This window comes from Streptomyces sp. NPDC007205 (assembly GCF_040634095.1).
GTDB lineage: Bacteria > Actinomycetota > Actinomycetes > Streptomycetales > Streptomycetaceae > Streptomyces.
Window position 1 is genome coordinate 44,415 of the sequence record NZ_JBEYEW010000009.1, and the last position, 25,179, is coordinate 69,593.

Here is a 25,179-nt window from a genome sequence, read left to right on the forward strand (position 1 = left end):
GTGTGAAGTCCGCCCCGAAGTCAGTTCCAGATGCCGGCGATGTCGGAGGCACTGGCCGCGGCCCCGGCGTGGGTCGTCAGCCCGGCCAGGTCCTCAAGGGTGCGCAGCGTGTCGTAGTGGTTGTAGTGCGTCGAGGTGGAGCTGCCCGGCGCGACGTGCGCACCGTAGAACACGGTGGCGATGTGGTTGCTGTGCGAGCTGTCGTCCTCGTCGAAGGTGACGGCCAGGATGCTGTTGTGTGTCTGGGCCCAGGTGGCGTAGGCACCCAGGTTGTTCTGCAGCCACGTGTCGCCCGTCGTGATCGAGCAGTCGTGCATGTCGTTGCACAGGTTCGGGATGACGAACGAGACTTTCGGCAGGGTTGTGTAGTCCGTCGGGAACTGCGCGAACGTGTGCGCCGTGTTCAGCGCGACGTTGCTGAAGGCGAACCAGGGGTTGTGCTTCCGGGCGTAATGGGTGGCGGAGTTGGTGCACACCGTGGAGCCCTGGGAGGGCAGACCCTCGTTGTAGCTGCCCCAGGTCTTGCCGGCGGCGACGAGTTCGGATCCGAGGTTCGCGGCGCTGCTGAACTGCGGGGTGTAGCAGTTGTCGTTGGTGACGCCCTGGCTGTTGCCGGAGAACAGGTCCAGGTAGTTCGGCTGGCTGGGGTGGGTGATGGCGAACGAGTTGGTGAGGTTGCCGCCGCCGGCCTTCAGTGTGTTGTTCAGGTACGGGGCGCTCGTGCTGCCGATGACCTGTTCGTAGGAGTGGTTCTCGAACACCACCACGACCACGTGGTCGGGAGCGGGAAGAGCGGCGGCCTGCGCAGCCGGGGCGGCGACCCACACCCCGACCAGGGCGGCGGGGAGGGCGGGGACGAGGGAGAACGCCCGGCGCGAGCGCTTGATGCGGGACAGCAAGGACACGGTGGACCTCCTGTGTGAGCGGAGAGCGGGGAGGTTGTCCACTGATCAGGTCCTTTCTGATCAGGCGGTAGGAGAGTAGAACGGCACAGTCGGAGGCTTCAGGTGACTCGCAGTGAAAAACCGTCAAACAGCCGTTGTCTGCCGGGGGCTCATCCATCCCCTGTATTCACCTTCCGGAGGGTTGCACCGGACACCGCTCGACTAGGTGGCGCTGTCGGTAGGTGGTCTTGTCGAAGGTCGGTGGCCTGCCACCGGTCCGGCCGCGCTGTTCGCGCTCGGTGATCTGGTCTGCGGGCTGGGGCTTGACGGCCCGGACGCCCCGACATGGAGAACGAGTTGGTGGCCGACGCCAGGACGCTCGGCACGGGCACATCGGGCGGGTCATCGGTGGTCGCGGACGCGGCGTGAGGGCGAGATGGGGCGCACACTATGATCTCCGCTCCGGCCGAGGAGGACGTCACATGGCATTTCAGGAACACGTTGAACGGGCAGCCGGCGAGGCCGTCGCAGCGTTCCCGGCAGACAGCGGGATCTACGCGGTGACATTCCGTATGGACAGCGTCGATCAGGATCCACGGTTTCCGTACCTGGCGATCGGCTACACAACCGAGGCCGACGCCGCCGCGTCGCAACAGGAGACTTCCGACGCCTGGGAGGCACGCTGGAGCTACGCGTTCTTCCCGACGACGGGGCTCGACGGGGTGAAGACCGTAGCGTGCGACCCGGACGGTACCGAGTTGCACCGGCAGGAGGCGAAGTCCCGGGGGCTGTGGTACGAGGACGACGACGAGCCCGACGATCGCCACGAGAAGCTGGTCGAGTGGTTCTACGACGTGTGCGTCGCAGCCGCCCGGCACCTCCACGACAGCGGCCAGATCGTCCGGGCACTGGGACGACCGGTCCCGGTGATCCTTTACGACATGTTCGACCCGGACGCGATGTTCCGGCTGACCTCGCACGCCAATCCGGCAGAGCTGGTCACCGAGTTCCTGGCCGAGGACCCGGATCAGACACCTTAGACCGTGTCCTACATGGTCAGTTGGTCGAGCATGAGGTCGATATCCACGACGTCCAGGCCGATCAGCCGGCCCCCGGCAGTGCCCCCGCAGGCGCCAGCCCCTTCCCCCGACCGGTGGGGCGCGTTCCGGGCGCAAGGGCGGATCGCCTACTCCACCTCGATGCCGTAGTCCTTGAGGAGTTCCTCCAGCCCGCCCGGGTAGCCCTTGCCGCCGAGGACGAAGTCCCAGTCTCCATTGGTCCTGCGGCGGAAGGAGCCGAGAACCAAGGCGGTCTCATGGGACCGGCCGTCGGACACCTCAAGTCGTCCTAGTTCCGTCATCCCAGGATCGAGGAGGCGTAGGCACGCGTCCGTGAAGCCGGAGAGATCGGCGTCCGGGTTGACCTCTGGGTCGACGGCGGCCACGAGGACGAACCGGTCGGCCTCATCCGGCAACCCGTCGAAGGAGACGCAGATCGCGGCCTTGTCGGGTGCACTGGCGGAGAGAGCGCGCACGGAGCCGTTCGGCGTCTGCGGGTTGTTGAAGAAGACGAAGTGGTCATCACTGAGGACCTGGTTGCCGCGGCAGACGAGAGCACATACGTCCAAGGCGACACTTCCGGTCCACGACATTCCCAGGACGTTGTAACCGGCGGGCAATCGAGTGTCCGAAACCGTCGGCGTCGCCTGTGCTGCAGATCGTCGGGCACTGTCGCCCAGACGCCCGTGCAGCCCGTGACGATGCAGCAGGTCGACGAGTTCAGTTCCTGAAATCAGTTCCAGCGGCTTCCCGTTGGCGAAGGCGTGTGAGCCGGGGCCGAACTTCGACGTCGTCACGAGGACGCCCTTGTTGGCGCCGGCGTCCTGAACGGTCCCGTACAAGTCACGCACAGCGGTGGGCGGCACCGTGTTGCGGTAGCGCTTCACCTGCACGACGATCTTGCCGCCACGGATCGGCGTCGGGTCCACCGCGTCGACATCCACCCCGCCGTCGTTCGACCGTTGAGTGGTGACTGCCTGCATCCCCATGGCGCGGAAGAGATCGGCAACGAGATTTTCGAAGGCGATCGGATCCATCTCGTACAGATCGGGTTCGTCGTCGCTGCCATGCGTGACAATGCGGCTCCCGACTTCCTGCGGCAGGCGACTCACCCGCACCGACGCGAGTTGGTCGGGGCGGGCCGAGAGTTGCCCGCGCAGGGCATCGGCCAGGCAGCTTCCGGCGTCCACCTGTGCCAGGTGCAGGTCGCGGAATGTCGAGCGTGGAGCCATGACGGTTGCCAGGTAGATGTGGCCTGGTCGGCCCGTCGTAGGGTCATGTCCGTCCACGAACCCGTTCAGGGTCACGGACTCGAGCGCGTCCAGCTCATCCGCGGCGAAGAGTTCGTGCAGTACGAGCAGCATGCACTGCGCCAGTACCTCCCGGTACAGGGCTCGACGCTGACCCACTGGCCGGGGCGTCTCCTTGTCCTGGTCCACACCGGACAGGTATCGAACAGACTTCACCTCGGGCACGACGCTGTAGGCGGGCAGCTCCCAGTCCAGCACCAACTGTCCGGCTGCCGAGTCGTAGGCCGCTGCGACCTGACGCGGGAAACCCTCCGGCCACGCGGTCGAGAAGTAGAGAGCGGCCGAGAAGTACTCGACCACAGAAGCGGGATCGCGGCGGCTGACTCCTTCCGTCAGCTCGGCGACGCCGGCGTTGTGCCGCCGCACCTCGGCCAGCTGGCCATCGGCCCATTCCCGGTACTGCCGTTCGTACGACGCCAGCTGGTGCTGCCGCTGCGCCTCCGCCGTCTGGGCCGCGTGCCAGTCCCGCTCAAAGCGCGCCCTGGTTTCGGTCTGAGCCTGAGCACGGCGACCGGCAGTCCACCCGCGGTCCGTCTGGTAATGATCGAACTTCGGCATGGGCACGGGCTGCGCCAATCGTCCCGGGGCGAAGGGCTCGATCTCTTCAGGGCGCATGAGAGAGGAAGCCCTGAACGCCGGAGCCTGGCAACCCGAGGCGAGGAGGCTTTGGAGCGCCGTGACCTGCGCGTCCAGTTCCTCGGTGCGACGCAGTGCCTCTGCACGCCTGTGCTCGCGGTAGTTCTGGGCAGCTTGCCGTTGATACGCACGAGCTTGCTGTGCTTCTTGTCTCTGCCGTCTTGCGTCGGCCTCCCTCTGGCGCTGCTGCTGCCTCTGCATCTCGGCCCAGACGCCGTCCAAGCCGTGAGAGCGACGACTCATGTGTTGCAGGCCCTCCCCAAAGGCGCCCTGGTTGTCCCCACAACCAGTTGTAAGGGAACGACTCTACCCAGCGATGGCCGTCTCGCACATCCGCCCGGGCAAGGCCATCTCGCTCAGTCGTCTCCGCAGGTCAGCATGGCTGGAGAGTGACCGCAGCCGTGCCGGTGCCAATTGAAGCGGGTTCCGGCGGCCCGGGTGCAGCTCCTGCCCGGTGACCGGCCCTACCCCGTGATGCTTCAGATCGCGCAGAGGTGGGCCACCCGGAGGTGGCCCACCTTCATGGCGGTGCCCGTCACGGCGCCTGCGCCCCATCCGCGGTGGCGGGGCGCAGGCTCGCTCACAGAACGGCGACGGTCGCCTCGCGGGCGTAGCTGAACCCGTCGTTGTCGAAGTAGAAGACGGTGACCTTGACCTTGTCCCCCTTGGCGAAGTGCGAGCCCTGGGCCGGGCGCATGGTCACCTGGGAGATGTGGTTGCCGGCGTCACAGACCAGCTTGTCCTTCTTGATGGTGCCGGCGGCGATGCGTTGGTCATGGGCACCCGTGCCGAGCGTCCTGGCGTTGGCCACGAGCTCGTGGTCCATGCCCGGGTCACAGGAGTAGGTGACCTTCACCTGTATGTTCGGCTTCTGCAACGACACCTTGTCGATGGTCAGCACGTTGGCCTTCGCCACTGCCGACGGGGCGGCCGCGAGAACGCCGGCTGTGACCATCAGGGCAGTGGCCGCGGTCCCGGCAAGGCGTCTCCAGGTACGGGTTGACTTCATCGGCTTTCTTCCTTCCCCCTGCACGGTCACCCTTGGTCTGAGGCGTGGAGAGGTCTCCAACTGGGCGGGTGACTGAAACAGTTGATCGATTCCGGACTTGAATCCTATGTGATCTCGGGTGGGTGGCGATCCTCGCAGCCGGGCGCTGTTGCCCCGACCCGACGCACTCGTCGCCGTGCCGGCCCGCGTCTGCGTGCCCCATCGGCCCCGGGCGGCGCGGTGGCGACCAGGACTCCCCCACGTCGAGTGCGTCCCGGTACCGCGAGAACCGCCAGACATGGACGATGCCAACCAGCCAGGCCGTGGCCCGTGCCGTGGGTGGCGACGCAGGCCTGATGAGCGGTGCCACAGCCTGCTTCAGCGGCCTGCTGTCGCAGGTGCCACAGCCCGTGACGCCTCGACGGCCAAGGCCCCTTGCGGAAGCGCTAGCCGGCGGACGGCAGAGTGAGCCGCTGCCCCGGGCAGATCACATCCGGGTCGGGGCCGATGACGTCGCGGTTGGCCTCGTACAGCCGCTGCCAGCCGCCGGCAACGCCGGCCTGCCGCGCGACGCCGGACAGGGTGTCGCCGTCGCGCACGGTGTACGACGTGCCGGTGCGTCCGTCGGCGCCGCCACCCGAGCGGGTCAGGCCGCGCCGCGGATGGGCGGGACGCACGACCGGCTCGCGCTGCCCGCCGCCCCGCGTGAGGTGCGCGCGCACCGAGCAGACCGGCCACGCTCCCGGCCCCTGCCGGGCGAGTACCGCTTCGGCCACGGTGATCTGCTCCGCCCGGCTCGCCAGATCTGCCCGCGGAGCGTACGCGGTGCCCCCGTACGCCACCCAGGTCGGCTGGGTGAACTGCAGCCCGCCGTAGTTGCCGTTGCCGGTGTTGCTGCTCCAGTCGCCGCTGCTCTCGCAGCCGGCGACCCGGTCCCAGACGGTGCCGGACGCCGCTTCGCCGGTACCCGGGGCAAGGAGCGGCAGGACAATGCCGAAGCCGCCGATGGTCAGCGCCGTGCACAGCGACGACAGGAGTCGTGAGGGCGCGGTACGGCGGTGCCGCGGTCGTGCGGTCATAGGCCTTCCTCTCCACTGCGGATCCCGCCCACCGGTGGTCCCGACGGGCTGTAGGCAGTACCGCAGCGCCGCCCCGCCGCTCACAAGGCGCGAGGGCTTCACGCATGGTCATGCGCCGCTCAGTGCCACCCCGCACTTTCGTGACGCCCCCTCAGCTTCGTTGAGTGCGGGCATGCAAGTAGGCACGGGCGCGGGGAAGCTGAGCCGCTCCCGCTCCAGACGGCCGTCCCCTTCGCAGGCACGCCGCAGGAGCAGCGCACATCCGCGGCCGGTGTGGGAGCGCACCGCCCCCGTGCGGCGACCGCAACAGCGCCGAAACAGCGCCCGGCACTGCGCGGAGGAGCCGGGAGGCGCACACGGCCACCTGCCACGCGATGATCCGCGTCTTGGGCAGGACACGGGGATGGACTACAGGGCTCTGGCCCGCCGTCGAGCAGCCCCGCTCAGCCGGACCTTCGTCGCCGCGGATTCCTTCTCCGTGGCCCATCGGGCCGAGGCGGGGCAGCCGCCGGGTACGGGGCTGTCGTCATGGGCACGGCGGAGCAGGAAGATCGCCACGTCCCGACCCGTCCAGTCACGTCACGTCACGTCGTGGGAGGAAGATAAGCAGGATCTGCTGCCCCGCCATCAGTAGGAGGGTGACCGCATTACCGTCCTCGCGGCAGCGCGTCCAGGTCGGTCCGCTCCCAGCCGGCCGAGACCAGCGTGTCCGCGGCGCTGGCGTCGCCCAGCGCCAGCGCGGCCGCGGCCGCGGCTTCCGGATGGGGATCACCGGCGAGCGCCCGCAGCAGCACGTCGGTCCTTTCGTCCCGTTCCGGCAGCGCCGCGGCGAGGAGTGCGCCTGCCGTGCGCGTGGCGGGATCCTCCTCCTCCATCATGTCGGGGAGTACGCGCGAGAGGTCCGCGAGCATCTCGCGCGCGACCGTGTGCCAGTGTCCCTCGCCCACCTCCATGGCCTTGATGATGCGCAGTGCCAGGCCGAGCACCCGGCGCCGGACGTGACAATGGGGTGCGCCTACTCCCACTGCAGCGCCGATCTGCGTCAGATACAGGAAGGCCAGTACCGCGGCCGAGCACAGCCCGTTCCCCGGGGCGAGGAGCAGGTCCAGCTCGGCCATCGCGCGCCGCGCGTCGTCGGTGTCCCATGACAGCAGCTTCGCGAGGCGCCGGGGAACCACCTCCGGGTCGCTGTCCGTCACACACTCTGCCTTCTCGAAGGAGACCACCCGCAGCATGAGCTCGCGGGCCGGCCAGAGCGCGTCGGCGTCGAGCTGAACGACAGCGTGTCCGCTCGGACCATCGACCGTCAGCCGCAGCTCTTCGTCCAGTTGCACCCCGGTGATGCCGGGGCCGAGGTCGATGTCGGCACGTTCGCCCGACGCGATGTCCCACAGGGCCACCACGTCGTCGCGCCAGCAGGCGGCGAGGACCGTCCCGGTGGCGGTGTCGGACAGTGCGAGCCCGGTGAGCTTCGGGCTCTGACGCGCCACCTCAAGCGGCCCTTCGTCGGATTCCGGCGTCCATAGGTAAAGCGTCCCGTCGCGATGCCCGCTCGCGATCAGTGGCCCGTCGTCCGGTAGTTGGATGCAGGCCAGGGCGGTTGCGGGTCCAGCCTGCGGGTTGGCGAGGACGGGATCGGCGTCACTGTCCAGCCTGCGCACCCGCAGGGTGCCGTCCTCTTCGCTGGTGACGGCGAGCGTTCCGGAGACGGCCCAGGAGTCGTCGTCGCTCGCCGAGGACTGGTCGCCGGACTCGTCGGCGGACTTGTCGGCGGACTTGTCGGCGGACTTGACGCCCACGGACTCCCTGGGGTCCGGGGATGTCGAAAGCACCGTCCAGCGGCCACTCTGGTCCGTGTCACCAGCGCGCAGTGCGATCGGCTTCGGGGCCTCCTGCACCGAAAGGGGCGTCCGTATCCGCTCGGACCAGTCGAGTCCCATGCGGGCGCCCAGCGTCTTCAGCGCCTCCGGGGTACGGCCGTGAACGACCAGCTCGAAGTCGCCGTCTCCGGTGTCGTGGAACACGAGTGCGTCGGGCGCGCCGTACACGGTGATGTGTTGACCGAGTTCACGCCACGGCTGGAAGCCCAGCGTGGGCAGTTCTTCCTTGACCCACGCCACGATCCGTTCGGTGTCGTCGTCGCCGTACACCGTCCAGCCGTAGTGCGCGGGCAGCCGCTGCACGGCGAGTTGCAGGAAGAACTCGGAGAGGGACCCCGCCTGGAGCACCCAGCCTTCCTCGAAGACGGTGACCAGCACCCGTGGGTCCGGCAGTCCTGCCTCGGCCGCCGGATACCCCCACTCGTTGCAGTACTCGTACTCGGCCTTGAACACGCAGACCCGGCGGTCCGCGCCGGCGGGCACGAGGGGCGTGTCGTCGGGAAGCCCGCCCGCGATGCCGTATCCGCCCGGGTCGGGTCGCAGTGTCGGCGGGTACTCGGGGTTCGTCCAGTACAGGCGCGGGCTGTGCGTGAAGGAGTTGAACGGCAGCTCCCACCACTCGTCCAGCGCGGCCGGGACCGGCAGGCTGAGGTCCACGCTCTCGAACGGATCGTCGCCCTCCTCACCCGCCGCCTCGCCCTTCAGGCGGCGCAGGTACTGCCGGTGCTCGCTCTCGGACCAGCGTTGCCACGGAACGGCGTCCTCGGGGACCTCGTAGCCCCACTCCTCCTGGAAGCGGCGCAGCAGTTCCCACCGCGGTGCCGTGTCCGCGAGGTGCGCGGCGAATTCGTCCGGAGACATCCGGTCACGTTCGCCCCACCGCGGCATCACGCTCTTGAGGCGTTCTGCGAACCGTCCGTAGTCGATCATCCCGCTCATCAGGGCCCAGCCTAGGGCACGTCCTTGCCATGGAAATCCGTGACGTCCAACAGGTCTGGTCAGCACACCAACGGCCACGCAGCCCGGGCGGACACGCATGGGGCGGGCCGGGAGACGCAGTGCACCCTGGGGACCCGACGGATGCCTGACTCACACCACAGCCAAACTCACACCACAGCCAATGTGCCGGGCGGGTTTGGCGGCGAGCAGCGAGCGGACCTACGACGGTACGCGGCTGGTCGGCGCAGACGGAGTGTGCCCTGAGTGCGACGCGGCGGAGATGCTTGTTGCGCCAGAACTGAAGGTGGAGCTGCGTGCACAGGTCGTGCGCGGTGTGCCTCGCTGGGCCACGCCTCGTCCTGGTGGCCCCTTCCGTGCAAAAGGAGCGGTGAGCCGGACCCAGCCCACCTGACAGCTCCCGAGCGCCAACTCCGGGAGTTCTTGCCGGAAGCGGCTGCCGTATCGTTACGGCACATGTGGCCAGGAGAGCAGTCGTCGAACGGCGGACAGAACCCGCAGCAGCACCCGGTGGGAAGCCAGTCGAACCCGTACCAGCAGCCTGGGCCGCCGAACCCGTACCAGCAGCCGGGTCCCACCCCCTACCAGCCGAACTCCTACCAGCAGCCCAGCCCCTGGCAGACACCCACGCAGCCGGCCGCCGGCCCACCCACGCCCCCGTCGACGGGAGGCGGCCGGAACCGGACCGGACTCGTCGCCGTCATCGCCGCGGCAGCCATCGTGCTTGCCGCCGGTGTCACCGGCTTCCTTGTGCTCGGCGGCCACCGGCACGACGAGCCCGACCCGAAGCCGACCAACGCCACATCACCGTCGCCGAGTTCGACCAACCCTCGGAGACCCGACACCTCCACCGCCACGATCAAGGGCTGGAAGGTCGTGACGAACCCGACCCAGCACATCGCATTCGATATCCCGCCCCAATGGGAGATCCAGTCCCCCAGCTGGGTCAGCTACGTCTCCAAGGACGGGGATCCGGACGACAAACCACTCATCGCGATACGCAATGTCGCGATGCTGCAGAAGAATTGGTGTTCCTCGGACGACAACCGGGACGGCACTCTGGAGAACACCCCGCTGGCCCAGGTGGGGACAAGGGGCAACAACGGTTACCGAAGTGCTCAGGACATCGCCGGCTCCGACCCGCAGACCTGGGTGTACGGGGGATATGCCCAGCCGGACAAGACAAGGGTGAAGACCGGCACCGCCGAGGCGTTCACCACGAATTCCGGCCTCAAGGGCACTCTGGGCACCGCCTGGTCCGTAGGCGCGAAGAAGTCCAAGAAGTGCACAACGGACGGGAAGGCATGGGTCTTCGGCTTCAAGAACGCTGATGGGGACCTGGTCTCCTGGTCGTTCTTCGGCGCCAGGAACGTGCCCGCCGAGGTACCGGACTCGACCATTCGGAAGATCGCCGCCACGGTACGGCTTTACAACGGCCCGTCGGACTCCTGATCCATTACAGAACGGTCGCCTCTTGCATCAAGCGCCGGATGTACGAGCGGGCATCCTTCTCACTGATCAGAGGGCGCATCCTCAGCCGGCCGCAGGCATGACGCAACCACGGTCCGACCTCTCCGGTGGCGGGGTTCGCCGTTGAAGCGCCCGATCCGTCGGGACCAGGGCGCTTCAGCCCTGCGTCAGCCGAGCCCGACCAATTCGGCGATCGTCCCGCCGAGCACCCGGTCGCGTACCTCTCCGGGGCTGGTGACCCGCTCCACCATCGCCCGGCTGAGGACGGGATCGCCGTACGGCGCGTCCGATCCGAACAGAGTCCGGTCCGGGATCTCCTTGATGGCCAGCCGGACCGCGAAGACGATGTTGGCCGTGGACAGTTCCAGGTACATGCTCGGGGTGTCCCTCACCAGCTCGACTGCCTGCATCCAGTTCAGCCCTCCGAGCTGGCTGACCACCAGCGGAACTGTCGGATAACGGCCGGCGAGCGCCGACAACTTCGTCAGATCGTCCGCCGTGGTCGGAGCGAAGCCGTGCACGACCACGGGCAGCCCCCCGTGATCTGCCGCAGCCTGGAGCACTGGTTCGATCACCTCTGCCCGTCCCGGCGGCGGTGTCAGCTCGCCGATTCCGCGCAGCCCACGCCCGACGACCTCGCGTTCCACGGTCGCTGCAGTCTGCTCCGGCTCCAGGTCCAGCGGCACGGACAGGAAGCCGATGAACCTCTGCGGCTGTGCGGCGAGCGCGGCGTCCAGCTCCCTCCACGCTCTGCGATACCCCTCGACGCTGCCGACGCGACCCCCTATGGCCTCGTCAAGGACCGCCATCTCACGGCGCAGCGAGATAAGGTCGCCGGCCCGCTCCGGGTGTGGGCGGGTTGCGAACAGCACGGCGCGGTCCACCCCGGCCTCGTCCAGCAGCCCGACATGTGCCTCGACCGGGTCGTGGACGTGGCTGTGCGCATCGATGATCAATGACTCGCTCCCTCCTTGGCGATCGGCCCGGAATGTGGCCGACCAGTGCACTGTTGCTCCCTGACACCGTGGGAAGGTCAAGCCGAAGGGAGCCCGTCGGTGCTGATCGGGGAGCTGTCACGTCGTACCGGAGTCAGTGAGCGCCTGCTGCGCTACTACGAGCGGATGGAGCTGATCAGTTCAGAGCGCCGCGTCAACGGCTATCGCGAGTACGACGACCAGACGGTGGAGAGAGTGCGGCGCATTCGCGCCCTACTGGCCGCCGGCTTGCCCAGCCGCATCATCCGCCAGATCCTGCCCTGCACCTTCGACGAGGTGACGCTGCGCCCCTGTCCCGGTGTTCTCGCCAGCCTCCGCAGTCAGTTGGACGTCCTCGACCAGCGTGCCGCCGACCTGGACTCCGCGCGCCGCCTTCTGCGCCAGACGATCGCCGCCACGGAGAACGCGGCAAGCTGAGCCTGGTGTGGGGCGCCGGAGCCAGCACGCAACCGCGGTCAGAACCTGTTTCAGGGAGGAGGTCGGGGCCGATGGCGGTACTGACGGCTGGATAGAGCGTGGTCAGTTCGAAGGAGATCCGGAGTTCCTGCCCCGTCACGGTGGCCCGGAACGGGGCGTCGGGGTGTTCGTCACCGACCGTCCGGACGTGGAGGCCGTAGTGGTTCACGCATAGCGAGATCCGCTCACCCGGGTGTTCTTCCAGAGCGCGCAGCAGCGGGTCCTTCGGGACCGTCACGCGGGTGGTGACCTCGGGCAGCGACGTGAGCATCAGCCGGTGGTAGGGGAACTCCTCCGACAGCAGCCGGCAGAGCCGGTCTTCTCGGTTGGCCCTGCGCAGCCGGATTCCGTGCGGCGTCGCTTCGGCTCGCACCAGCGCGTTGCGACGGAACTCGGCAGCCAAAGCGGCATTCTGCCGCACCGCTACCGCCTCCTCCTCCACCTGCGCGACATGCTCGTCGATCAGCCTATCTGCCGCGTAATTCGCTGTGCAGGCCTTCGAACTTCGAGCGGCTGCGGCAGACATTTATTCACATGAGATGCGACATCAAGTCGCTTGCGATGCAAGATCACGAAGTCCGGCGCGCCGATGGATTATTTCGGACATTTCTCACTAATCTCCTTTTGCTGTAAGGAGTCGATCCTTCACTCACCGATCCACTTCGCTTCACCGGAGATGACATGTACAACCTTCGCAAGGCCGCCGTCCTGGTCGCTGCCCTCAGCAGCGTCGCAGTGCTGACCGCCGGTACCGCCCACGCCGCAGGCTCGGGTCGAGGCGACGGCCACGGGGGCAACCAATTCAGCGTCCAGCAGAGCACCCAGTGCAAGTCCCACGACCTGAACATCGATGTCCTCGGCGCGGTCGGGCTGCTCAACGGCCTGCTGGGCAACGGTCTCAACGGCGAAGGCGACGCGGGTAGCCAGAGCAGCCACCTCGGCTCGACGATGGGCTGCAACAACAGCGCCTTCTAGGCGGGCTTGTCACGGCCAGAGGTTCACAGGCGGTCAGCGAAACGGCTGACCGCCTGCCTGGTACGGAAACCACCGCGTTCCCCGCCGACCCCCCGCCCACGGTGAGGAGCGAGCACCCGGGCGATCACTGTGGCCGTCAGCGTGTCGTCCGAGGGAGGGCGCACCGTGCTACCAAGGCAGTTGTCCGGCTCCTGGCATGATCATTGTGTGATGAGTGAATCTGCGCAGTCCGGCCGGACGAGGTATGTCCTGTTCGATGTCGACGGCACGTTGATCGACGCCCTGGACAACCAGCGCCGGGTATGGCGAGCGTGGGCGGAGCGCTACGGACTCGACCCGGACGAGGTCTACAGGGTGGCTCTGCGGACAAGGCCCGCCGAAACCTTCGCGCAGGTCGCTGCGTGCCGTGATCCGCAGGAGTGCCTGGCCACGCTGCACGAACTGGAGGACGACGACGTCCGGTCCGGCTTCTACTCGGCCTTCGACGGTGCCGCAGAGGTGCTGCGCGGCCTGCCGCCGGGGTCCTGGGCGCTGGTGACCTCGAACTACGAGCACCGGGTGCGCGGCCGTTTCCTGCGGACGGGCCTCCCGGCGCCGGACCTGATCGTCGATGCAGCCGCTGTTGAAGAGGGCAAGCCCTCTCCCGTCCCGTACCTGCAGGCCGCTGCGCGACTGGGCGCCGAGCCGGGAGACTGCCTGGTCATCGAGGATGCCCCGTCCGGAGTGCAGTCCGGGCTGCGTGCCGGTATGACGGTGTGGAGTGTGAACGCCGCTGCGGCGGTCGAGGGAGTGCACCGCCACTTCGAGAGCCTGCGCGAAGCAGTGCCGCACATCCTGGCCTTCGCGTCCGAGTCCTCCGGGAACGCCGTGGCCTGAGCTCGACCGCCGGCCCGGGCATCACCGGCCGGTCCGGGCGACCCGACGGCAGGATGGCGGAACCAGTGCACATGAGCCAACGCGCGCTCGGCGACCCGGCGCTGGCGCCCCGTCCGGAGCCGGGCTCGGTGCTCCGGAGGGCGAACAGTGGCTTCACGCCCAGATCCCCGCACCGGTGGTACCTCCTGAACCAGTGGGATCAGCTGCGAGACGCTGGTCAGCCACGCCCAGCCTCAGTCCGTTGCCTGTTCGGAGTCCGTTGGACTGCTTGCGGTTCGGGCGCCGGGAGGTAGCTCCGGCGGGGGAGGCGGATCCTCCGTGCGGATGACGCACGTGGTCGCTGTTTCCGGCCATGGTCGAGTCATGTCGATCATGCGTTCCCTGGAACATGCGGTGCCTCCCGTCCCGCCCCGGGCGGTCCGTGTCCATCTGAGCAAGTGGCCCGGATACGTCGCCGCGGCGTGGGGTTTCCTGTTCGCGGTACCCAGTTTCGTCTGGGCGACGGGCAGCACCTTCGGGGCGCGGTCCACGGTGGCGCCGTCGTTGGTGAAACTCGCTCGCGACGGGGTGCCGTGGTTCCTGGCTGTCCTGGTCGTCACCGGCTTCCTGAAGCTCTTCGGGGCACTGGTCGGTATCGGCCTGACGCGACCGCGGGGCCCGCGGATCAGCCGACTCACGGTGTTCTGTGGCGGGGGCGCGGCGGTCTTGCTCATGTGGCACGGTGGCCTCTTCGTCGTCCATGGGGTGCTGGTCGAGGCTGGGGCCGTCTCTGTCGAGCCAGATCTGGCTGCGCTGACTGATTGGTATCTCTACCTGTGGGGACCGTGGTTCATCGTCGGTGGTCTGGCCTTCGCCGGGGCCACCGCGCTGCATGTCCGCCCCTGCGGTGATCGTCGCAGGCTGCGGCTCTACGGCGCCGTGGGTGCGTTCGGTGCCCTGGTCCTGTCCCTGGCCTCGACGGCTACCGGGATCGGTTGAGAGCTGTCACGTAACTGCTGGTCACGGGCGAGATGATCTGAGGGGCAGCCGCCGTGGCTGCAACTCGTCGGCAGTGAGGGCTGCTTCCTGGCTGGGTTCCGCACCCATAGCATTTCTGTGGCGTGTGACATTACATATGGGACTGGGGTGGCCCGGACCCCTGCCGGGAGGCTCCCGCGGCTCCCTACCATCCGCGCCATGGATCTAGAGGTACGGCACTTGCGAGTGATCTGCGCGATCGCGGAGGCCGGAAGTCTGACCCGCGCCGCCGCGTCGCTGTGCATGACCCAACCGGGGCTCAGTGCCCAACTGCGGCGTATCGAAGCCGTGCTGGGAGGGCCGATCTTCGACCGGGGGCAGGCCGGCGCCGTGCCCACCGCGCTGGGTGAGCTGGTGCTGCCCCGCGCGCGGGCCATCCTGCCGGGCATCGACGGTCTGCTCTCCGACACCGCCCGTGCCGCTCGCTGCGGGACGGCCCCCGGCTGTGTCCGCCTGGGGTCGGTGGGCGCTCCGTTGCTCGCCGATCTGGTCGTGGCGACAAGGGAGTTGCTTCCCGGATCGGACGTGACGACCCGGTGTCAGTACTCGCCGTCGCCGCTGGCGGACGACCTCTCGGCGGGGCGTCTGGAGGCGGCGGTCCTCGGGGACAGCCCGGGGTATGAACTCGCGCCCCGCGAGGGAGTCGTGCTGCGGCCGGTGGTCACCGAGCCCGTCTTCGCACTGCTGCCGTCCACCCATCCCCTGGCCGGCCACGAAGAGGTGAGTCTGGAGGTACTCATCGCAGAGGACTGGGCCATGCCGCACCCGGACAGCGACCGCACCCGTGAGTACTGGGCGTCCGTCTTCGCCCGGACGGGCCGTCAGCCGCACACGCCCTATGAGGCGGAGGGGCGACAGCTGATCGACATCGTACGGGCAGGCCTGGCCGTCAGTCTCTGTCAGGCCACCTTCATCGAGGTGCCGGGCGTCGCCGTACGCCCGCTCGCCGGCGACCCTTTCTGGTACCGCCACATGCTCGGCCTGCGCCGCGACGGACCGCTGGCCGCGCACGGTGACGAGATCGTGCGCAGGGTGGCCGCGGGGTATCTCGCCACCGGTGCGGCCGCACCGGCCTACGCACGGTGGCGTCGGCGCCGTCCGGAGTCGGCGTGCCGGTCCGGCTGAGCCACCACGCGACGAGGAGCGGCTCTCACTGCCGGGTGAACGCGATCTCGTCCTGCAGGGGGGCAGGGGGCTGCTGTCGACATCGATCCTGACTCCTGTGGCGGGATCGGTGAAGGTCTGGCCGGAGTGGAACGCCGCCATGTCCAGTGCCCGGCAGCCCGAGGGCGGGGCCGCACCCGGGTTGCCGTCCATGACCTGGACCGGGCCGTAGCCGGTCTGGGTCGAGGCGTCCACCTTGTGGACGAGCACGCCGGCGGAACAGGTGTGGTTGTCCGCGCCGATGGCCCTGCGGGACTCGGCGACGTAGGCGGTGGTCTCGCCGGTACGGATCACCGCGATCTTCGGTCCGCCGGGGCTCTCGACCGCCTTCAGGCGGACCGTGCGGCTTCCGGCCGAGGCAAGGCAGGTCACCTGGCGGTCGTCGATCCAGCCGAGCTTCCACCGCTCCCAGCCGAGGTGCTGCGGGGCGCCCCCGGCGATGTCACCCATGAGGTCCCAGCCGCCGACGAACCGGTGGTATTCCGTTCCGGTGAACGCGTAGAGGTCGGGCAGGCCGAAGGTGTGGCCGGTCTCGTGGTCGGCGGCCTTGAAGCCCCAGTGCCACATGTCCTGCCCGAACGTCACCGCCCGCTTGAGGCGCTTGCCGTCGGCGGTGATGCCCTCGGTGGTGGGGTCGTACAGGTACGTCGGCGAGAAGCTGATCGCGGCGGCGGACTTCGCCGGGACGATGTAGACCATGCCGTACCGGGAGAAGTCGGCGTACGGGTCCGCGGCCGCCACTGCCTGGCGGACGTACGCCTGGGAAGTCGACGAACAGCATGAGCATGTGCTTGGTGGCGAGGGGCTGCTGGAACTGGGTGGAGTCGGTGGTGTGGCCCTCGTCCGTCCAGCCGGTTCTGCCGGGAAGGGCGCAGTCGGCGGCCGGGGCGATGCTCTGCGCCGGCGCTGCGGTCGCGGCCGGAACGGTGGTTCCGAGCGTCAGGAAGGCCGTCGCTGCGGCACTCCCGGCAAGGGCTCTGAGTCTCTGGGGGATCCGGACATGTCTCCTCGTCTGTGTCGTTCGGTGGGTGCGGGAACGTCAGGCGCGTCCCGCGGCCATGTCCATCAGGCGGGACAGCACGCCTTCGCCGGACGCGGTCACCCCGTCGTGCTCCCACTCGTTGGTGACCCAGGCGCGCAGCGCGCCGACCGAGCGCGCGGTCGGCAGGGACAGTTCCGTGGGGACGTACATGTCGTCGTGGTAGACCGCTGCGGCCACCGGCACCTGGTTGGCCGCCAGCCGCGCCGGCGAGTACAGCGCGGGCCAGTCGGCTCGCTCGGCCAGCAGCTGGGCGGCGTCCAGGAACGGCCGCATCCCGGCGATCTCCTCGTACATCCAGGGATAGAACATCTCGCCGGTGAACAGCAGCGGATCGGCGTCCTCGGCGAACTCGGGGCGGTCGGCGATCGCGCGAGCGGCGGCCCAGTCGGTGGGCTTGCCCCCTTGCGCGAAGCAGGCCTCCTGGAGCACGGCGAACAGCGGGTTGTCGACAAGTCCGGTCAGGTGCGTCACCTGCTGCAGGAAGGTCGCCGAGAGGTCGCCGTCAGCGCCGAGGGCCTCGTCCAGCAGCCAGTGCAGGCGCTCGGCTCCGTCCCCCATCCCCAGCATCAGGCCGAGCGTGCGCAGCCGACGGACGGTGAGCCGGTCGCCGTCCGGCAGGCGGACCGTCCGGCGGTCGAGCAGGTCGGCGATCCGCCGGACCAGGTCGCGGTGGCTGGGGTGACGGGCGTAGAACGCGGTCACCTTCTCCCTGACCCGGGGATACGTGGCCGCGTAGACGTCGTCGGCGGTGGCCTCCAGGCCGGGCAGTCCGCCGGTGATGTAGCAGGCACGCAGGCCCTCGGGGGCCTGGGAGAGGTAGGTGAGGGTGATGAAGCCGCCGTAGCTCTGGCCGAGCGTCTCCCAGGGCTCGTCACCGCACAACTGATGCCGGATCAGCTCCGCGTCGGCGACGATCGAGTCCGCACGGAAGAGGGCGAGATGGCCTGCCAGCCCCCGGGCGTCGGGGAACCGCTCGGCCGACCGGGCCGTGACCGGGGTGCTGCGGCCGGTGCCGCGTTGGTCCAGCAGCAGCACCCGGTGGGTCCTGAGAGCGCGGGCGAGCCACCCGGAGGTGGCGTTCAGCGGCCGGGGCGACTTCCCTCCGGGGCCGCCCTGAAGGAACAGCAGCCAGGGCAGTCGCTCGTCGGCCCGGGCCGGGTCGGACACTTCCCGGGCGAACACCTGAATCGAGGCTCCGGCGGGGTCGGCGTGATCGAGCGGTACCGTGAACTCATGGTCCGTCACGGCCAGTCCGGGCAGGCGGTAGGTGCGGCTCATGCGGTCCTCTTCTCGGCAGACGGCTCGGAGACCGGCTGGGTCAGCGGTTCCGGGTGGTGGCAGGGGGCCTCGTGCCCCGAGGCGATCGGGCGCAGCACCGGCCGCTCGGCGGCCCGGCGGTCGGCCGCCCTGGGGCAACGGGTGCGCAACGGGCAGCCGCTGGGCGGGTCGAGCGGACTGGGCAGGTCGCCGCTCAGCACGATCCGCTCGCGGGACCGTTCGGCGTCCGGGTCGGGCAGCGGTACGGCGGAGAGCAGGGCGTGGGTGTAGGGGTGCGCGGCACCCGCGCAGAGCGTGTCCCGGTCGGCCGTTTCCACGACCGTGCCCAGGTACATCACGGCGACGCGGGTGCTGATCTGCTGGTAGCGGTACGGGGCGTCAGGATCTGCCGGACGGTCTGGCGGGGGTTGAGCGAGGAGAACGGGTCCTGGGAGATCATCTGCAGGTCGCGTCGTACCGGCCGGATCATGGGCTGGGCCAGCGTGGTCAGTTCCCGTCCGGCCACGGAGCCCGTGCCCGAGGTGGGTTCGATGAGCCGGGTCAGCAGCCGGGCGGCCGTGGACTTGCCGCAGCCGGACTCGCCGACCAGACCCAGCGTCTCCCCCGCGTCCAGCCTCAGCGACACGACGTCGACCGCCTTGGCGTGTCCGGCGAGCCGCCGGGTCAGGCCGTGCCGCACGGGGAACCGCTTGACCGGGCCGCGGGCTTCGAGCAGGGGCGCGGTCACCTCCGGTGCGGAGAGGGTGGGCAGGCGATCGGGCAACGGCCCGTCGACGCGGGGCACGCAGGCGAGCAGGCCCTCCGGGCCGAGGTGCTCCAGGTCGAGGCTGGAGAGCACGTGAAGCGTGCCCCCCTTGCTCGCGGCCCCGCCCTGCCCGTGAACGCCGCCGGCTCCTCCGCAGCCGGCGATGGTGACGAGTCCAAGGGCGGCAGCCATGACCATCCCGGAACGTCGTGCTCTCACGATGGGCCCCTATCCGATGTGACATTTCGCTGGCTGAGTCAAGGTTGTGGGCGACCAGCCCGCACAGCCAGCTCTCAGTTACCCAGAACGTCGGGTTATGGACGCTGGTCTTGGCGGTGTGCAGCGGACAAGGCCAAGCGTGAGGTGAAGCTTGACGGGCTGCCTGCATGCGCTGGTCGGGATAGCGACGCTTCCTGCGTACGGGGTAGGGGCGGTAGAGGGTGTGGCCGGTGTGGCGGACGGTGTACAGCGGCCGCAGGGCCGTCCGTGACTGGCGTGGACGGCGATCCGCTTGCAGCGGTCCCCGGTGCGGTGTGATTCGCGGGCTGCCGGCCGGGTGGCTCCGGGCATGGACGCGAAACGGGATCGGGGGTCCCTGCGAGCCTCGTATGGGCTGGGTCTCAGGCGGCCGAAGTCGACGGTTCCGCCCGCCCGTTCACAGCTGCGATCTCGGCTCGGTCCACCTCGGCGGCACCGCCCCCGGCACCCTCTTCCTCGCCGAACGCCCCCCGCACTCTCACCGGCTGGGCCGGGCTACGTGGGCTACGAGGTCCTGGCCATGATGGTGACGGCTCGTTCCTGATGAACCACGACCCGGCTGGATCATGAACCGGCTGCGGTCCGAACGTCAGCCGGGCCTCAGCAGTGGTCGGCTCCGGAGCCGGGGATGTCCGATGGGTCGGTCGGACGGTGTGCCGTGACGAGCCACGAGGTGCTGCGCAGCCGGACGGTGCCGTCCGGCGCCTCGTGGGGACGCAGGTGGTCGATCAGGGCGCGGCGGGCACGGTTCCGTCCAGAGGCGTCGGTCTGTTCCATCAGGTGGCGGCCGGGGCCGGTGCCCAGCAGGAAGTCCGCGGCATCCTCGGCCCCCTGGCCCCATACCCCGTGTGCCTGTGCCTGGCTGACGGTGACGCCGGTGAAGCCGGCTGCGGTGAGGACCTCACGGATGCGGTCCGGGGCGGCCAGGGAGAACATGCCAGGCAGTCCCGGTTGCCCGAAGTCGCCGACCGGCAGGATGTCGCGCAGCGAGGCCATCGCCACCACCCAGCCGTTGAGCATGGCATCGGCGGGGCAGACGAACGCCAGGCGGCCGCCGGGCCTCAACGCCCGGCCCACGTTGGCGAAGGCGGCCACGGGGTCGGCGAAGAACATCACCCCGTAGCGGCTGATCACCGCGTCAAACGCCTCCGCCTCGAAGGGATGGACCTGTGCGTCGCCTTGTGCGAAGGAGGCGTTGGGGATGCCCTCCTGCTGTGTGCGGGCCCGCGCCTCGGCCAGCATCGGGCCGGACAGGTCAAGGCCCAGTGCGCACCCTTGGGGTGCCCTGAGCGCGGCAAGGCGTGCGGTTTGCCCGGAGCCGCAGCCGAGATCCAGTACCCGATGGGTCGTGGTGATTTCGGCGGCGTTGAGCAATGGCTCGTTGAAGCCCTCGTTCACTGCGTTCCAACGGTCTTGGTTGCGGGCCCAGTACCTGCCTTCGCGGCCGTTCCACGCTTGCGCCTGCTCCGTGTTGACGAGATCGGGCACGGTGCTGCCTCCTATGGTGGATGACGCGGAATGGGCGTTCGCCCAAACAGTATGGGCATCTGCCCAAACCTGCAATCTCCGCTACCATCAGTGAAGTTGCTCGCTACACGGGCGACGGAAGCGGAACGGAAGAGAGGCCCATGTCACCGCGTGGAGTGGCGACTTCGGACGTGTGCGAGCAGCTGTTCTCAGCCGCCGAGCGCGTCGTGGAGAAGTTCGGCCCCGGCGCACTCACCAGTCGGGCCGTCACAAGCGAAGCCGGTTGTGCGAAGGGGCTGCTGCATGCCCACTTCGCGGGTATGGACGCATTCGTGGCCGAGCTGTGTCTCGACCGGTTCGCGCGGACCGCTGCGAAGGCGCGGGCCCTGTCAGGACTCGCAGGGCATAACACGGTGGCGGGCAATCTCGATGCCGTCGCCCTTGCGCTGTTCGACTCCGGCGGTCCGGCCATCTCAGGACTCGCCATGTCCCGGCCCGGCGCGGTGCTGCGCATCCGCGAGGCCCTGGAAGGCGGAGCGCCTGGCTTCGACGCGATCCAGGAGGCCGTCACCGGCTATGTGCAGGCCGAACAGCGGCTCGGCCGGGTGGCGGGGAACGTCGACCCGAGCACCGTGGCCCTGGCCATCGTCGGCTCCGTCCACCACCTGCTGATGACCAGTTGGCCGAGCGCACCTGATCCGAGGCCGGCCATCACGCGCCTGGTGGCCGTGTTGGTGGCCGGCTGAGGATTCTGCGGCGCGTCTGCCGGGTGGACAGCGCGCGCAGGAGGAGCCGTGTGCACACGCGACTCGGGCGTTGCGGTCGAGCGTCCGCCGTCCTGGAACATGTCGGTGTCGGTCAGATGGGGCAGGCGTGACCAGTCCCGCCGCCCCCTTGACGCGTGCGCCTACGGAACGGCGATGCCCTGGCCCGGGGTGATGCCGCTCTCGCGGCACCCTTTCCTCACCGGGCCGGTCGGCCTGCCTCCTGCCTCACCCTCGCACCTCGAAGCCACCCTGGCCGTCGAACCGCACCTCGCGCACCTGATCGAATCCATCCGCCCGGGACGGTGTGCGCAGACGCTTCAGCGTGGCCAGGACGCCGACGTCCGGGACGCGCTGCCGGCCCTCGCGGCCGGCGTTGCGCCGCAGCGAGCCGGCCGCGTCCGGAGGGAACCAGTAGGCCGTCACCGTCGCTCCATATGTGTGGGCCACCTCCACCAGCGGTGCCCACTCCCGCGGCGAGGGATTGGTGTTGTCCACCGCCACCGCCCGCTCGGCCGCCAGGTGCTCCGCCAGCAGCCGCAACTGCCGCAGCTGCTTGTTCCTGGCGCGTCGCGGAAACAGGTCCTTGCTGACCAGCACGTACCGGTCGGACAGACACTGCGCGTAGAACGTGGACTTCCCCGAAGCCTGCAGTCCGACCAGCACGGCGACATCCACTCCCGTCACCATGAACGCCACGATGACACGCGACCGGCGCCGGACGAAACCTCGCCGTCACGAACCCGGCTACGCTCGCGGCCGGTCACGGTGCGTAGCCGTTCGCTCTACGGTCGGCTGGTTTCTCATCCGCGAAGGACACACCGGTCTGGTACAGAACTGCCAAAAAGGGGCACATGACAAACGGCCTGCCTTCCGGTTCTCGCATCGTGGCAGCACTTCTGGTGAACGTCGTGAGGGAGCGGTCATGGACAGCGCGGGCAGCGTAACCGTGGGCGTACTTGGCTCCTACGGGGGCCGGAATGTGGGTGACGAGGCGATCCTCACCGCCCTGCTGGACCGCGTACGGGCCGGGCGGCCTCAGACGCGCTTCGTCGTCTTCTCCCGCAATCCCGTGCACACCCGCCGCGTCCATCCGGATGTCGAGGTCGTCGGCTGGGAGGGCGTGTGCAGGGAGGGCATCTCCGCGCATCTGCGCCGGCTGAGTGTGCTGGTGCTCGGTGGTGGGGGGATCCTCTACGACACCGAGGCGCGTCGATATCTGCGGTTGGCCCGCACTGCCCAGGATCTCGGCGTGCCCGTGTTCACCTATGCCGTGGGGGCCGGCCCGCTCGCCGACGAGGCGGACTGCGCGTGGGTCCGCCGGGTGCTCTCCGACGCGGTCGAGGTCACCGTGCGTGACGAGGAGTCGAGACTCGTCCTCGAAGAGGCCGGACTGACCCGGCCCATCTCCGTCACTGCCGATCCGGCGCTGCTGCTCGTCCCGGGCGATCATGGCGGGGAGCTGCTCCGGGCGGAGGCCGTGCCGGACGGGGTGCGCCTGGTGGGGATGAGCGTACGAGAACCGGGGCGCGCAGCCGAGCATCTCGATGAGGACGGTTACCACCAGCTCCTTGCCAGTGTGGGCGATTTCCTCGTCCACCGGCTCGATGCTCACCTCGTCTTCGTCTCCATGGAACGCGGCGACATCCGGCACGCGCACGCGGTGGTGTCCCGCATGGCCTCAGCGGACCGCTGCACGGTGCTGCACGGCGACTACGCGCCGCAGCAGGTGCTCGACATCGTCACACGGCTGGACCTGGCCGTCGGCATGAGGCTGCATTTTCTGATCTTCGCCGCTCTCTCCGGGATTCCCTTGCTGCCCCTGCCCTACGCGGGAAAGGTCTTCGACTTCGCCCAGCAGATCGGCGCGCCCGCCCTGCGCGGGGTGATCAGGGAGACGACCGGGCTGCTGCTGGCGGAAGTGGATCGCCTGTGGGACGAGCGGCCCGCCCGGGCAGCCGACACGGCCGCGCGTACGGCATCGCTGCGACTGCGGGCGGCGCAGACCGCCGACCGGCTCCTTGCCTATCTGGACGAGACCGCTTCACACCATGTCATCCGATACGGCACGCCGGTGCCCGCCTCCACAGCGGGCTGAACCCGACGGCCACCGGTTTCCGAGGGAGTGACCGTGTCCTACCTGATGCCGCCCCGCGTACCCAGGAAGGTGGAACTTCCGCCGCGTCAGGCCCTGCACGCCGGGTCCACCCAGGTGCTGGTGATCGGCGGCGGGCCGGCCGGTATCGGCGCGGCCCTCGGGGCAGCGAACGCGGGCGCCGAGGTGGTCCTCGTCGAGCGTTACGGGTTCCTCGGCGGCAACGCCACCGCGGCACTGGTGATGCCGCTGATGAGTTTCCACAACGAGGTCAAGCAGGCCGTGGCCGGCGACACGACGCGTCTGCTGCCGCCCGATCACGGCGAGGGCGAGCCGGTCGTCGGCGGTGTGCTGTGGGTACTGCTCGACCAGCTGGTGCGGGCGGGCGCGGCGATCCGGCCCTCGCTGGAGACCGGTTACACCGTGCCCTTCGACGCGGAGCTGTTCAAGCTGGTGGCCTACGAGCTGCTGGAGAACCATGAGGTCCGTACGCTCCTCCACGCCTTCGCCTCCGGTGTCCTCAGCCTGCCCGAGCGCGCCCGTGCGGTGTTCGAGACCAAGTCGGGCCCGCTCGTCATGGACGCCGACGTGATCGTCGACTGCACCGGGGACGGGGACATCGCCGCGGCGGCCGGGGCGGCGTACGAGATCGGCCGGCCCGAGGACGGCTGGACACAGCCCATGACACTGATGTTCCGCATGGTCCGCTTCGACCACGACGAGTTCACCGCCTACACCCGCGCCCACCCTGACCAGTGGAGAGGCGTGCACGGGCTGTGGGACCTGGTCCGCGCCGCCACCGACGCGGGGGAACTGGACCTGCATCGCGAGGACATCCTCTTCTTCGCCACCCCGAACACCGGTGAGGTGGCGGTCAATTCCACCCGCGTCACCGAAGTGCTCGGCACGAGCGTCTGGGACCTCACCCGCGCGGAGTTCACCGCACACCGGCAGATGGCGCAGATCGCCCGTTTCCTGCGCGACCGTGTGCCGGGCTTCGCCGACTCCTACGTCGTCCAGAGCGGTGTCCAGGTCGGCGTCCGTGAAACGCGCCGGATCGTGGGTGAATACCAGCTGACGGGCGAGGACGTGCTCACGGCCCGCAAGTTCGACGACGCCATCGCGCGCGGCGCCTACCCGGTGGACATCCACAACCCGAGCGGCCGCGGCACCACGCTCAAGCGGCTGCCACGCGGCGAGTCCTACGACATCCCCCTGCGCTGCCTCCTCCCCCGCGGCCTGGACCGGGTTCTGGTCGCGGGCCGCTGCATCTCCGGTGACCATGTGGCGCACTCCTCCTACCGCGTGATGCCGATCTCCATGGCCACCGGACAAGCGGCGGGCGTCTGCGCGGCCCTGGCGGCAACGCAGGGCCGACAGCCCCGGGACATCCCGGTGAGTGCCGTCCAGCGAGAACTCCGCTCACAAGGCGCAAGCCTGCACTGACGCCCGGCCGCCGAGGGTGAACGTGACCGGAAGCTGCACCTGACCGCGGAGCCCGCCGGGCCGCCGGCTCAGCTCGGCCGGCGGCACGGCCAGGGCCAGGTCCGGAAGGCGGCGCAGTTGCTCATCATCGATGCACGCTCGAACTCGGGCAGCCGCTCGATGAGGCGGGGGCCCGAGGCATCACGGACATCACTGCTCAAGGGAGCAGGACCGGCTGCTGGCTCAGCATGCCTACCCCGGGACACGCACCGGCCATACGCCCCCTCTTGCTCGCGCTCAGGGGCATATACCTGGGTTGTCCGGTGTCGCAGAGGCCATCGCCCTCCCCACCGACCGCAC

Annotated in this window: 21 protein-coding genes and 2 pseudogenes; 10 read left to right on the top strand and 13 right to left on the bottom strand. The window is 69.2% G+C overall.

Annotated features, from left to right (window positions below):
- Window positions 1–20: 20 nt before the first annotated feature.
- Window positions 21–836, bottom strand: a complete 816-nt coding sequence (locus ABZ624_RS17280; RefSeq protein ID WP_360089376.1) for an alkaline phosphatase family protein — start codon at window positions 834–836, stop codon at window positions 21–23.
- Between the two features lie 259 nt (window positions 837–1,095).
- A pseudogene (locus ABZ624_RS17285) lies at window positions 1,096–1,227 on the bottom strand (IS5/IS1182 family transposase); the annotation flags it as partial.
- Window positions 1,228–1,366: 139 nt separating this feature from the next.
- On the opposite strand from ABZ624_RS17285, the gene ABZ624_RS17290 reads away from it, so the two are divergent.
- Window positions 1,367–1,924, top strand: coding sequence for a hypothetical protein (locus ABZ624_RS17290; RefSeq protein WP_360088737.1), 558 nt, complete (start codon window positions 1,367–1,369; stop codon window positions 1,922–1,924).
- A gap of 146 nt (window positions 1,925–2,070) precedes the next feature.
- Here the strand turns inward: ABZ624_RS17290 and ABZ624_RS17295 are convergent, their stop codons facing one another.
- From ABZ624_RS17295 to ABZ624_RS17310, 4 genes are all read right to left on the bottom strand, one after another.
- Window positions 2,071–4,131 carry a restriction endonuclease gene (locus ABZ624_RS17295; RefSeq protein ID WP_360088739.1) on the bottom strand — a complete coding sequence of 687 codons (2,061 nt, stop codon included), beginning with the start codon at window positions 4,129–4,131 and terminating at the stop codon, window positions 2,071–2,073.
- A 337-nt stretch (window positions 4,132–4,468) separates the two neighbouring features.
- The gene (locus ABZ624_RS17300; protein WP_360088742.1) at window positions 4,469–4,897 is read right to left on the bottom strand and encodes a hypothetical protein; all 429 of its coding nucleotides are present in this window, start codon (window positions 4,895–4,897) and stop codon (window positions 4,469–4,471) included.
- A 425-nt stretch (window positions 4,898–5,322) separates the two neighbouring features.
- On the bottom strand, window positions 5,323–5,955 hold the full coding sequence (locus ABZ624_RS17305) for a transglycosylase family protein (protein ID WP_360088745.1): 633 nt from the start codon (window positions 5,953–5,955) through the stop codon (window positions 5,323–5,325).
- Window positions 5,956–6,602: 647 nt separating this feature from the next.
- A complete protein-coding gene (locus ABZ624_RS17310; protein WP_360088748.1) occupies window positions 6,603–8,774 on the bottom strand; it encodes a hypothetical protein in 2,172 nt (723 codons plus the stop codon).
- Between the two features lie 474 nt (window positions 8,775–9,248).
- Here ABZ624_RS17310 and ABZ624_RS17315 point away from each other — a divergent pair, with 474 nt between their 5' ends.
- On the top strand, window positions 9,249–10,244 hold the full coding sequence (locus ABZ624_RS17315; protein WP_360088751.1) for a hypothetical protein: 996 nt from the start codon (window positions 9,249–9,251) through the stop codon (window positions 10,242–10,244).
- Window positions 10,245–10,429: 185 nt separating this feature from the next.
- On the opposite strand, the gene ABZ624_RS17320 is transcribed toward ABZ624_RS17315, so the two are convergent.
- Complete coding sequence (locus tag ABZ624_RS17320) at window positions 10,430–11,218, bottom strand: amidohydrolase family protein (RefSeq protein ID WP_360088754.1); 789 nt, start codon at window positions 11,216–11,218, stop codon at window positions 10,430–10,432.
- 99 nt (window positions 11,219–11,317) lie between these two features.
- Between ABZ624_RS17320 and ABZ624_RS17325 the strand changes: the two genes are divergently transcribed.
- Together ABZ624_RS17325 and ABZ624_RS17330 are read left to right on the top strand one after the other, a co-directional pair.
- Window positions 11,318–11,674 (top strand): MerR family transcriptional regulator, encoded by a 357-nt coding sequence (locus tag ABZ624_RS17325; protein ID WP_360088757.1) that lies wholly within the window; start codon window positions 11,318–11,320, stop codon window positions 11,672–11,674.
- 720 nt (window positions 11,675–12,394) lie between these two features.
- Window positions 12,395–12,688: a hypothetical protein gene (locus ABZ624_RS17330; protein ID WP_360088760.1), complete on the top strand. Its 294-nt coding sequence runs from the start codon at window positions 12,395–12,397 to the stop codon at window positions 12,686–12,688.
- Window positions 12,689–12,765: 77 nt separating this feature from the next.
- On the opposite strand, the pseudogene ABZ624_RS17335 reads toward ABZ624_RS17330, so the two are convergent.
- Window positions 12,766–12,858, bottom strand: a pseudogene (locus tag ABZ624_RS17335) (N-acetyltransferase); the annotation flags it as partial.
- 37 nt (window positions 12,859–12,895) lie between these two features.
- Between ABZ624_RS17335 and ABZ624_RS17340 the strand changes: the two are divergent.
- The 3 genes from ABZ624_RS17340 to ABZ624_RS17350 all read left to right on the top strand — a co-directional run bounded on the left by ABZ624_RS17340 (window position 12,896) and on the right by ABZ624_RS17350 (window position 15,706).
- A complete protein-coding gene (locus tag ABZ624_RS17340) occupies window positions 12,896–13,564 on the top strand; it encodes an HAD-IA family hydrolase (protein WP_360088763.1) in 669 nt (222 codons plus the stop codon).
- Between the two features lie 363 nt (window positions 13,565–13,927).
- Window positions 13,928–14,542, top strand: coding sequence for a DUF3995 domain-containing protein (locus ABZ624_RS17345; RefSeq protein WP_360088766.1), 615 nt, complete (start codon window positions 13,928–13,930; stop codon window positions 14,540–14,542).
- A gap of 198 nt (window positions 14,543–14,740) precedes the next feature.
- The gene (locus ABZ624_RS17350; RefSeq protein WP_360088769.1) at window positions 14,741–15,706 is read left to right on the top strand and encodes a LysR family transcriptional regulator; all 966 of its coding nucleotides are present in this window, start codon (window positions 14,741–14,743) and stop codon (window positions 15,704–15,706) included.
- Between the two features lie 1,078 nt (window positions 15,707–16,784).
- Here ABZ624_RS17350 and ABZ624_RS17355 read toward each other — a convergent pair.
- The 4 genes from ABZ624_RS17355 to ABZ624_RS17370 form a co-directional block, all read right to left on the bottom strand.
- Complete coding sequence (locus tag ABZ624_RS17355; protein WP_360088772.1) at window positions 16,785–18,065, bottom strand: alpha/beta fold hydrolase; 1,281 nt, start codon at window positions 18,063–18,065, stop codon at window positions 16,785–16,787.
- Complete coding sequence (locus tag ABZ624_RS17360) at window positions 18,062–18,400, bottom strand: oligopeptide/dipeptide ABC transporter ATP-binding protein (protein ID WP_360089379.1); 339 nt, start codon at window positions 18,398–18,400, stop codon at window positions 18,062–18,064. Before ABZ624_RS17360 ends, ABZ624_RS17355 begins: the two co-directional genes overlap by 4 nt.
- Complete coding sequence (locus tag ABZ624_RS17365; protein ID WP_360088775.1) at window positions 18,400–19,002, bottom strand: ATP-binding cassette domain-containing protein; 603 nt, start codon at window positions 19,000–19,002, stop codon at window positions 18,400–18,402. The genes ABZ624_RS17360 and ABZ624_RS17365 overlap by 1 nt, the downstream gene beginning before the upstream one ends.
- A gap of 666 nt (window positions 19,003–19,668) precedes the next feature.
- Window positions 19,669–20,556, bottom strand: a complete 888-nt coding sequence (locus ABZ624_RS17370) for a methyltransferase domain-containing protein (RefSeq protein ID WP_360088778.1) — start codon at window positions 20,554–20,556, stop codon at window positions 19,669–19,671.
- 140 nt (window positions 20,557–20,696) lie between these two features.
- Between ABZ624_RS17370 and ABZ624_RS17375 the strand changes: the two genes are divergently transcribed.
- Window positions 20,697–21,281, top strand: a complete 585-nt coding sequence (locus ABZ624_RS17375) for a TetR/AcrR family transcriptional regulator (protein ID WP_360088781.1) — start codon at window positions 20,697–20,699, stop codon at window positions 21,279–21,281.
- A 246-nt stretch (window positions 21,282–21,527) separates the two neighbouring features.
- On the opposite strand, the gene ABZ624_RS17380 is transcribed toward ABZ624_RS17375, so the two are convergent.
- Window positions 21,528–21,989 carry an ATP-binding protein gene (locus tag ABZ624_RS17380; RefSeq protein ID WP_360088784.1) on the bottom strand — a complete coding sequence of 154 codons (462 nt, stop codon included), beginning with the start codon at window positions 21,987–21,989 and terminating at the stop codon, window positions 21,528–21,530.
- Between the two features lie 235 nt (window positions 21,990–22,224).
- On the opposite strand from ABZ624_RS17380, the gene ABZ624_RS17385 reads away from it, so the two are divergent.
- Both ABZ624_RS17385 and ABZ624_RS17390 read left to right on the top strand, forming a co-directional pair.
- Window positions 22,225–23,397 (top strand): polysaccharide pyruvyl transferase family protein, encoded by a 1,173-nt coding sequence (locus ABZ624_RS17385; RefSeq protein ID WP_360088786.1) that lies wholly within the window; start codon window positions 22,225–22,227, stop codon window positions 23,395–23,397.
- A 33-nt stretch (window positions 23,398–23,430) separates the two neighbouring features.
- Entirely contained in the window at window positions 23,431–24,840 is a 1,410-nt protein-coding gene (locus ABZ624_RS17390; protein ID WP_360088789.1) for an FAD-dependent oxidoreductase, read from the top strand.
- Window positions 24,841–25,179 lie beyond the last annotated feature (339 nt).

Coding starts and splice junctions, on each gene's coding strand:
- ABZ624_RS17290 (WP_360088737.1), top strand. CDS start 1,367: ATGGCATTTCAGGAACACGTTGAACGGGCAGCCGGCGAGGCCGTCGCA.
- ABZ624_RS17295 (WP_360088739.1), bottom strand. CDS start 4,131: ATGAGTCGTCGCTCTCACGGCTTGGACGGCGTCTGGGCCGAGATGCAG.
- ABZ624_RS17300 (WP_360088742.1), bottom strand. CDS start 4,897: ATGAAGTCAACCCGTACCTGGAGACGCCTTGCCGGGACCGCGGCCACT.
- ABZ624_RS17305 (WP_360088745.1), bottom strand. CDS start 5,955: ATGACCGCACGACCGCGGCACCGCCGTACCGCGCCCTCACGACTCCTG.
- ABZ624_RS17310 (WP_360088748.1), bottom strand. CDS start 8,774: ATGAGCGGGATGATCGACTACGGACGGTTCGCAGAACGCCTCAAGAGC.
- ABZ624_RS17315 (WP_360088751.1), top strand. CDS start 9,249: ATGTGGCCAGGAGAGCAGTCGTCGAACGGCGGACAGAACCCGCAGCAG.
- ABZ624_RS17330 (WP_360088760.1), top strand. CDS start 12,395: ATGTACAACCTTCGCAAGGCCGCCGTCCTGGTCGCTGCCCTCAGCAGC.
- ABZ624_RS17345 (WP_360088766.1), top strand. CDS start 13,928: ATGTCGATCATGCGTTCCCTGGAACATGCGGTGCCTCCCGTCCCGCCC.
- ABZ624_RS17350 (WP_360088769.1), top strand. CDS start 14,741: ATGGATCTAGAGGTACGGCACTTGCGAGTGATCTGCGCGATCGCGGAG.
- ABZ624_RS17355 (WP_360088772.1), bottom strand. CDS start 18,065: ATGAGCCGCACCTACCGCCTGCCCGGACTGGCCGTGACGGACCATGAG.
- ABZ624_RS17360 (WP_360089379.1), bottom strand. CDS start 18,400: ATGTACCTGGGCACGGTCGTGGAAACGGCCGACCGGGACACGCTCTGC.
- ABZ624_RS17365 (WP_360088775.1), bottom strand. CDS start 19,002: ATGGCTGCCGCCCTTGGACTCGTCACCATCGCCGGCTGCGGAGGAGCC.
- ABZ624_RS17375 (WP_360088781.1), top strand. CDS start 20,697: ATGTCACCGCGTGGAGTGGCGACTTCGGACGTGTGCGAGCAGCTGTTC.
- ABZ624_RS17380 (WP_360088784.1), bottom strand. CDS start 21,989: ATGGTGACGGGAGTGGATGTCGCCGTGCTGGTCGGACTGCAGGCTTCG.
- ABZ624_RS17385 (WP_360088786.1), top strand. CDS start 22,225: ATGGACAGCGCGGGCAGCGTAACCGTGGGCGTACTTGGCTCCTACGGG.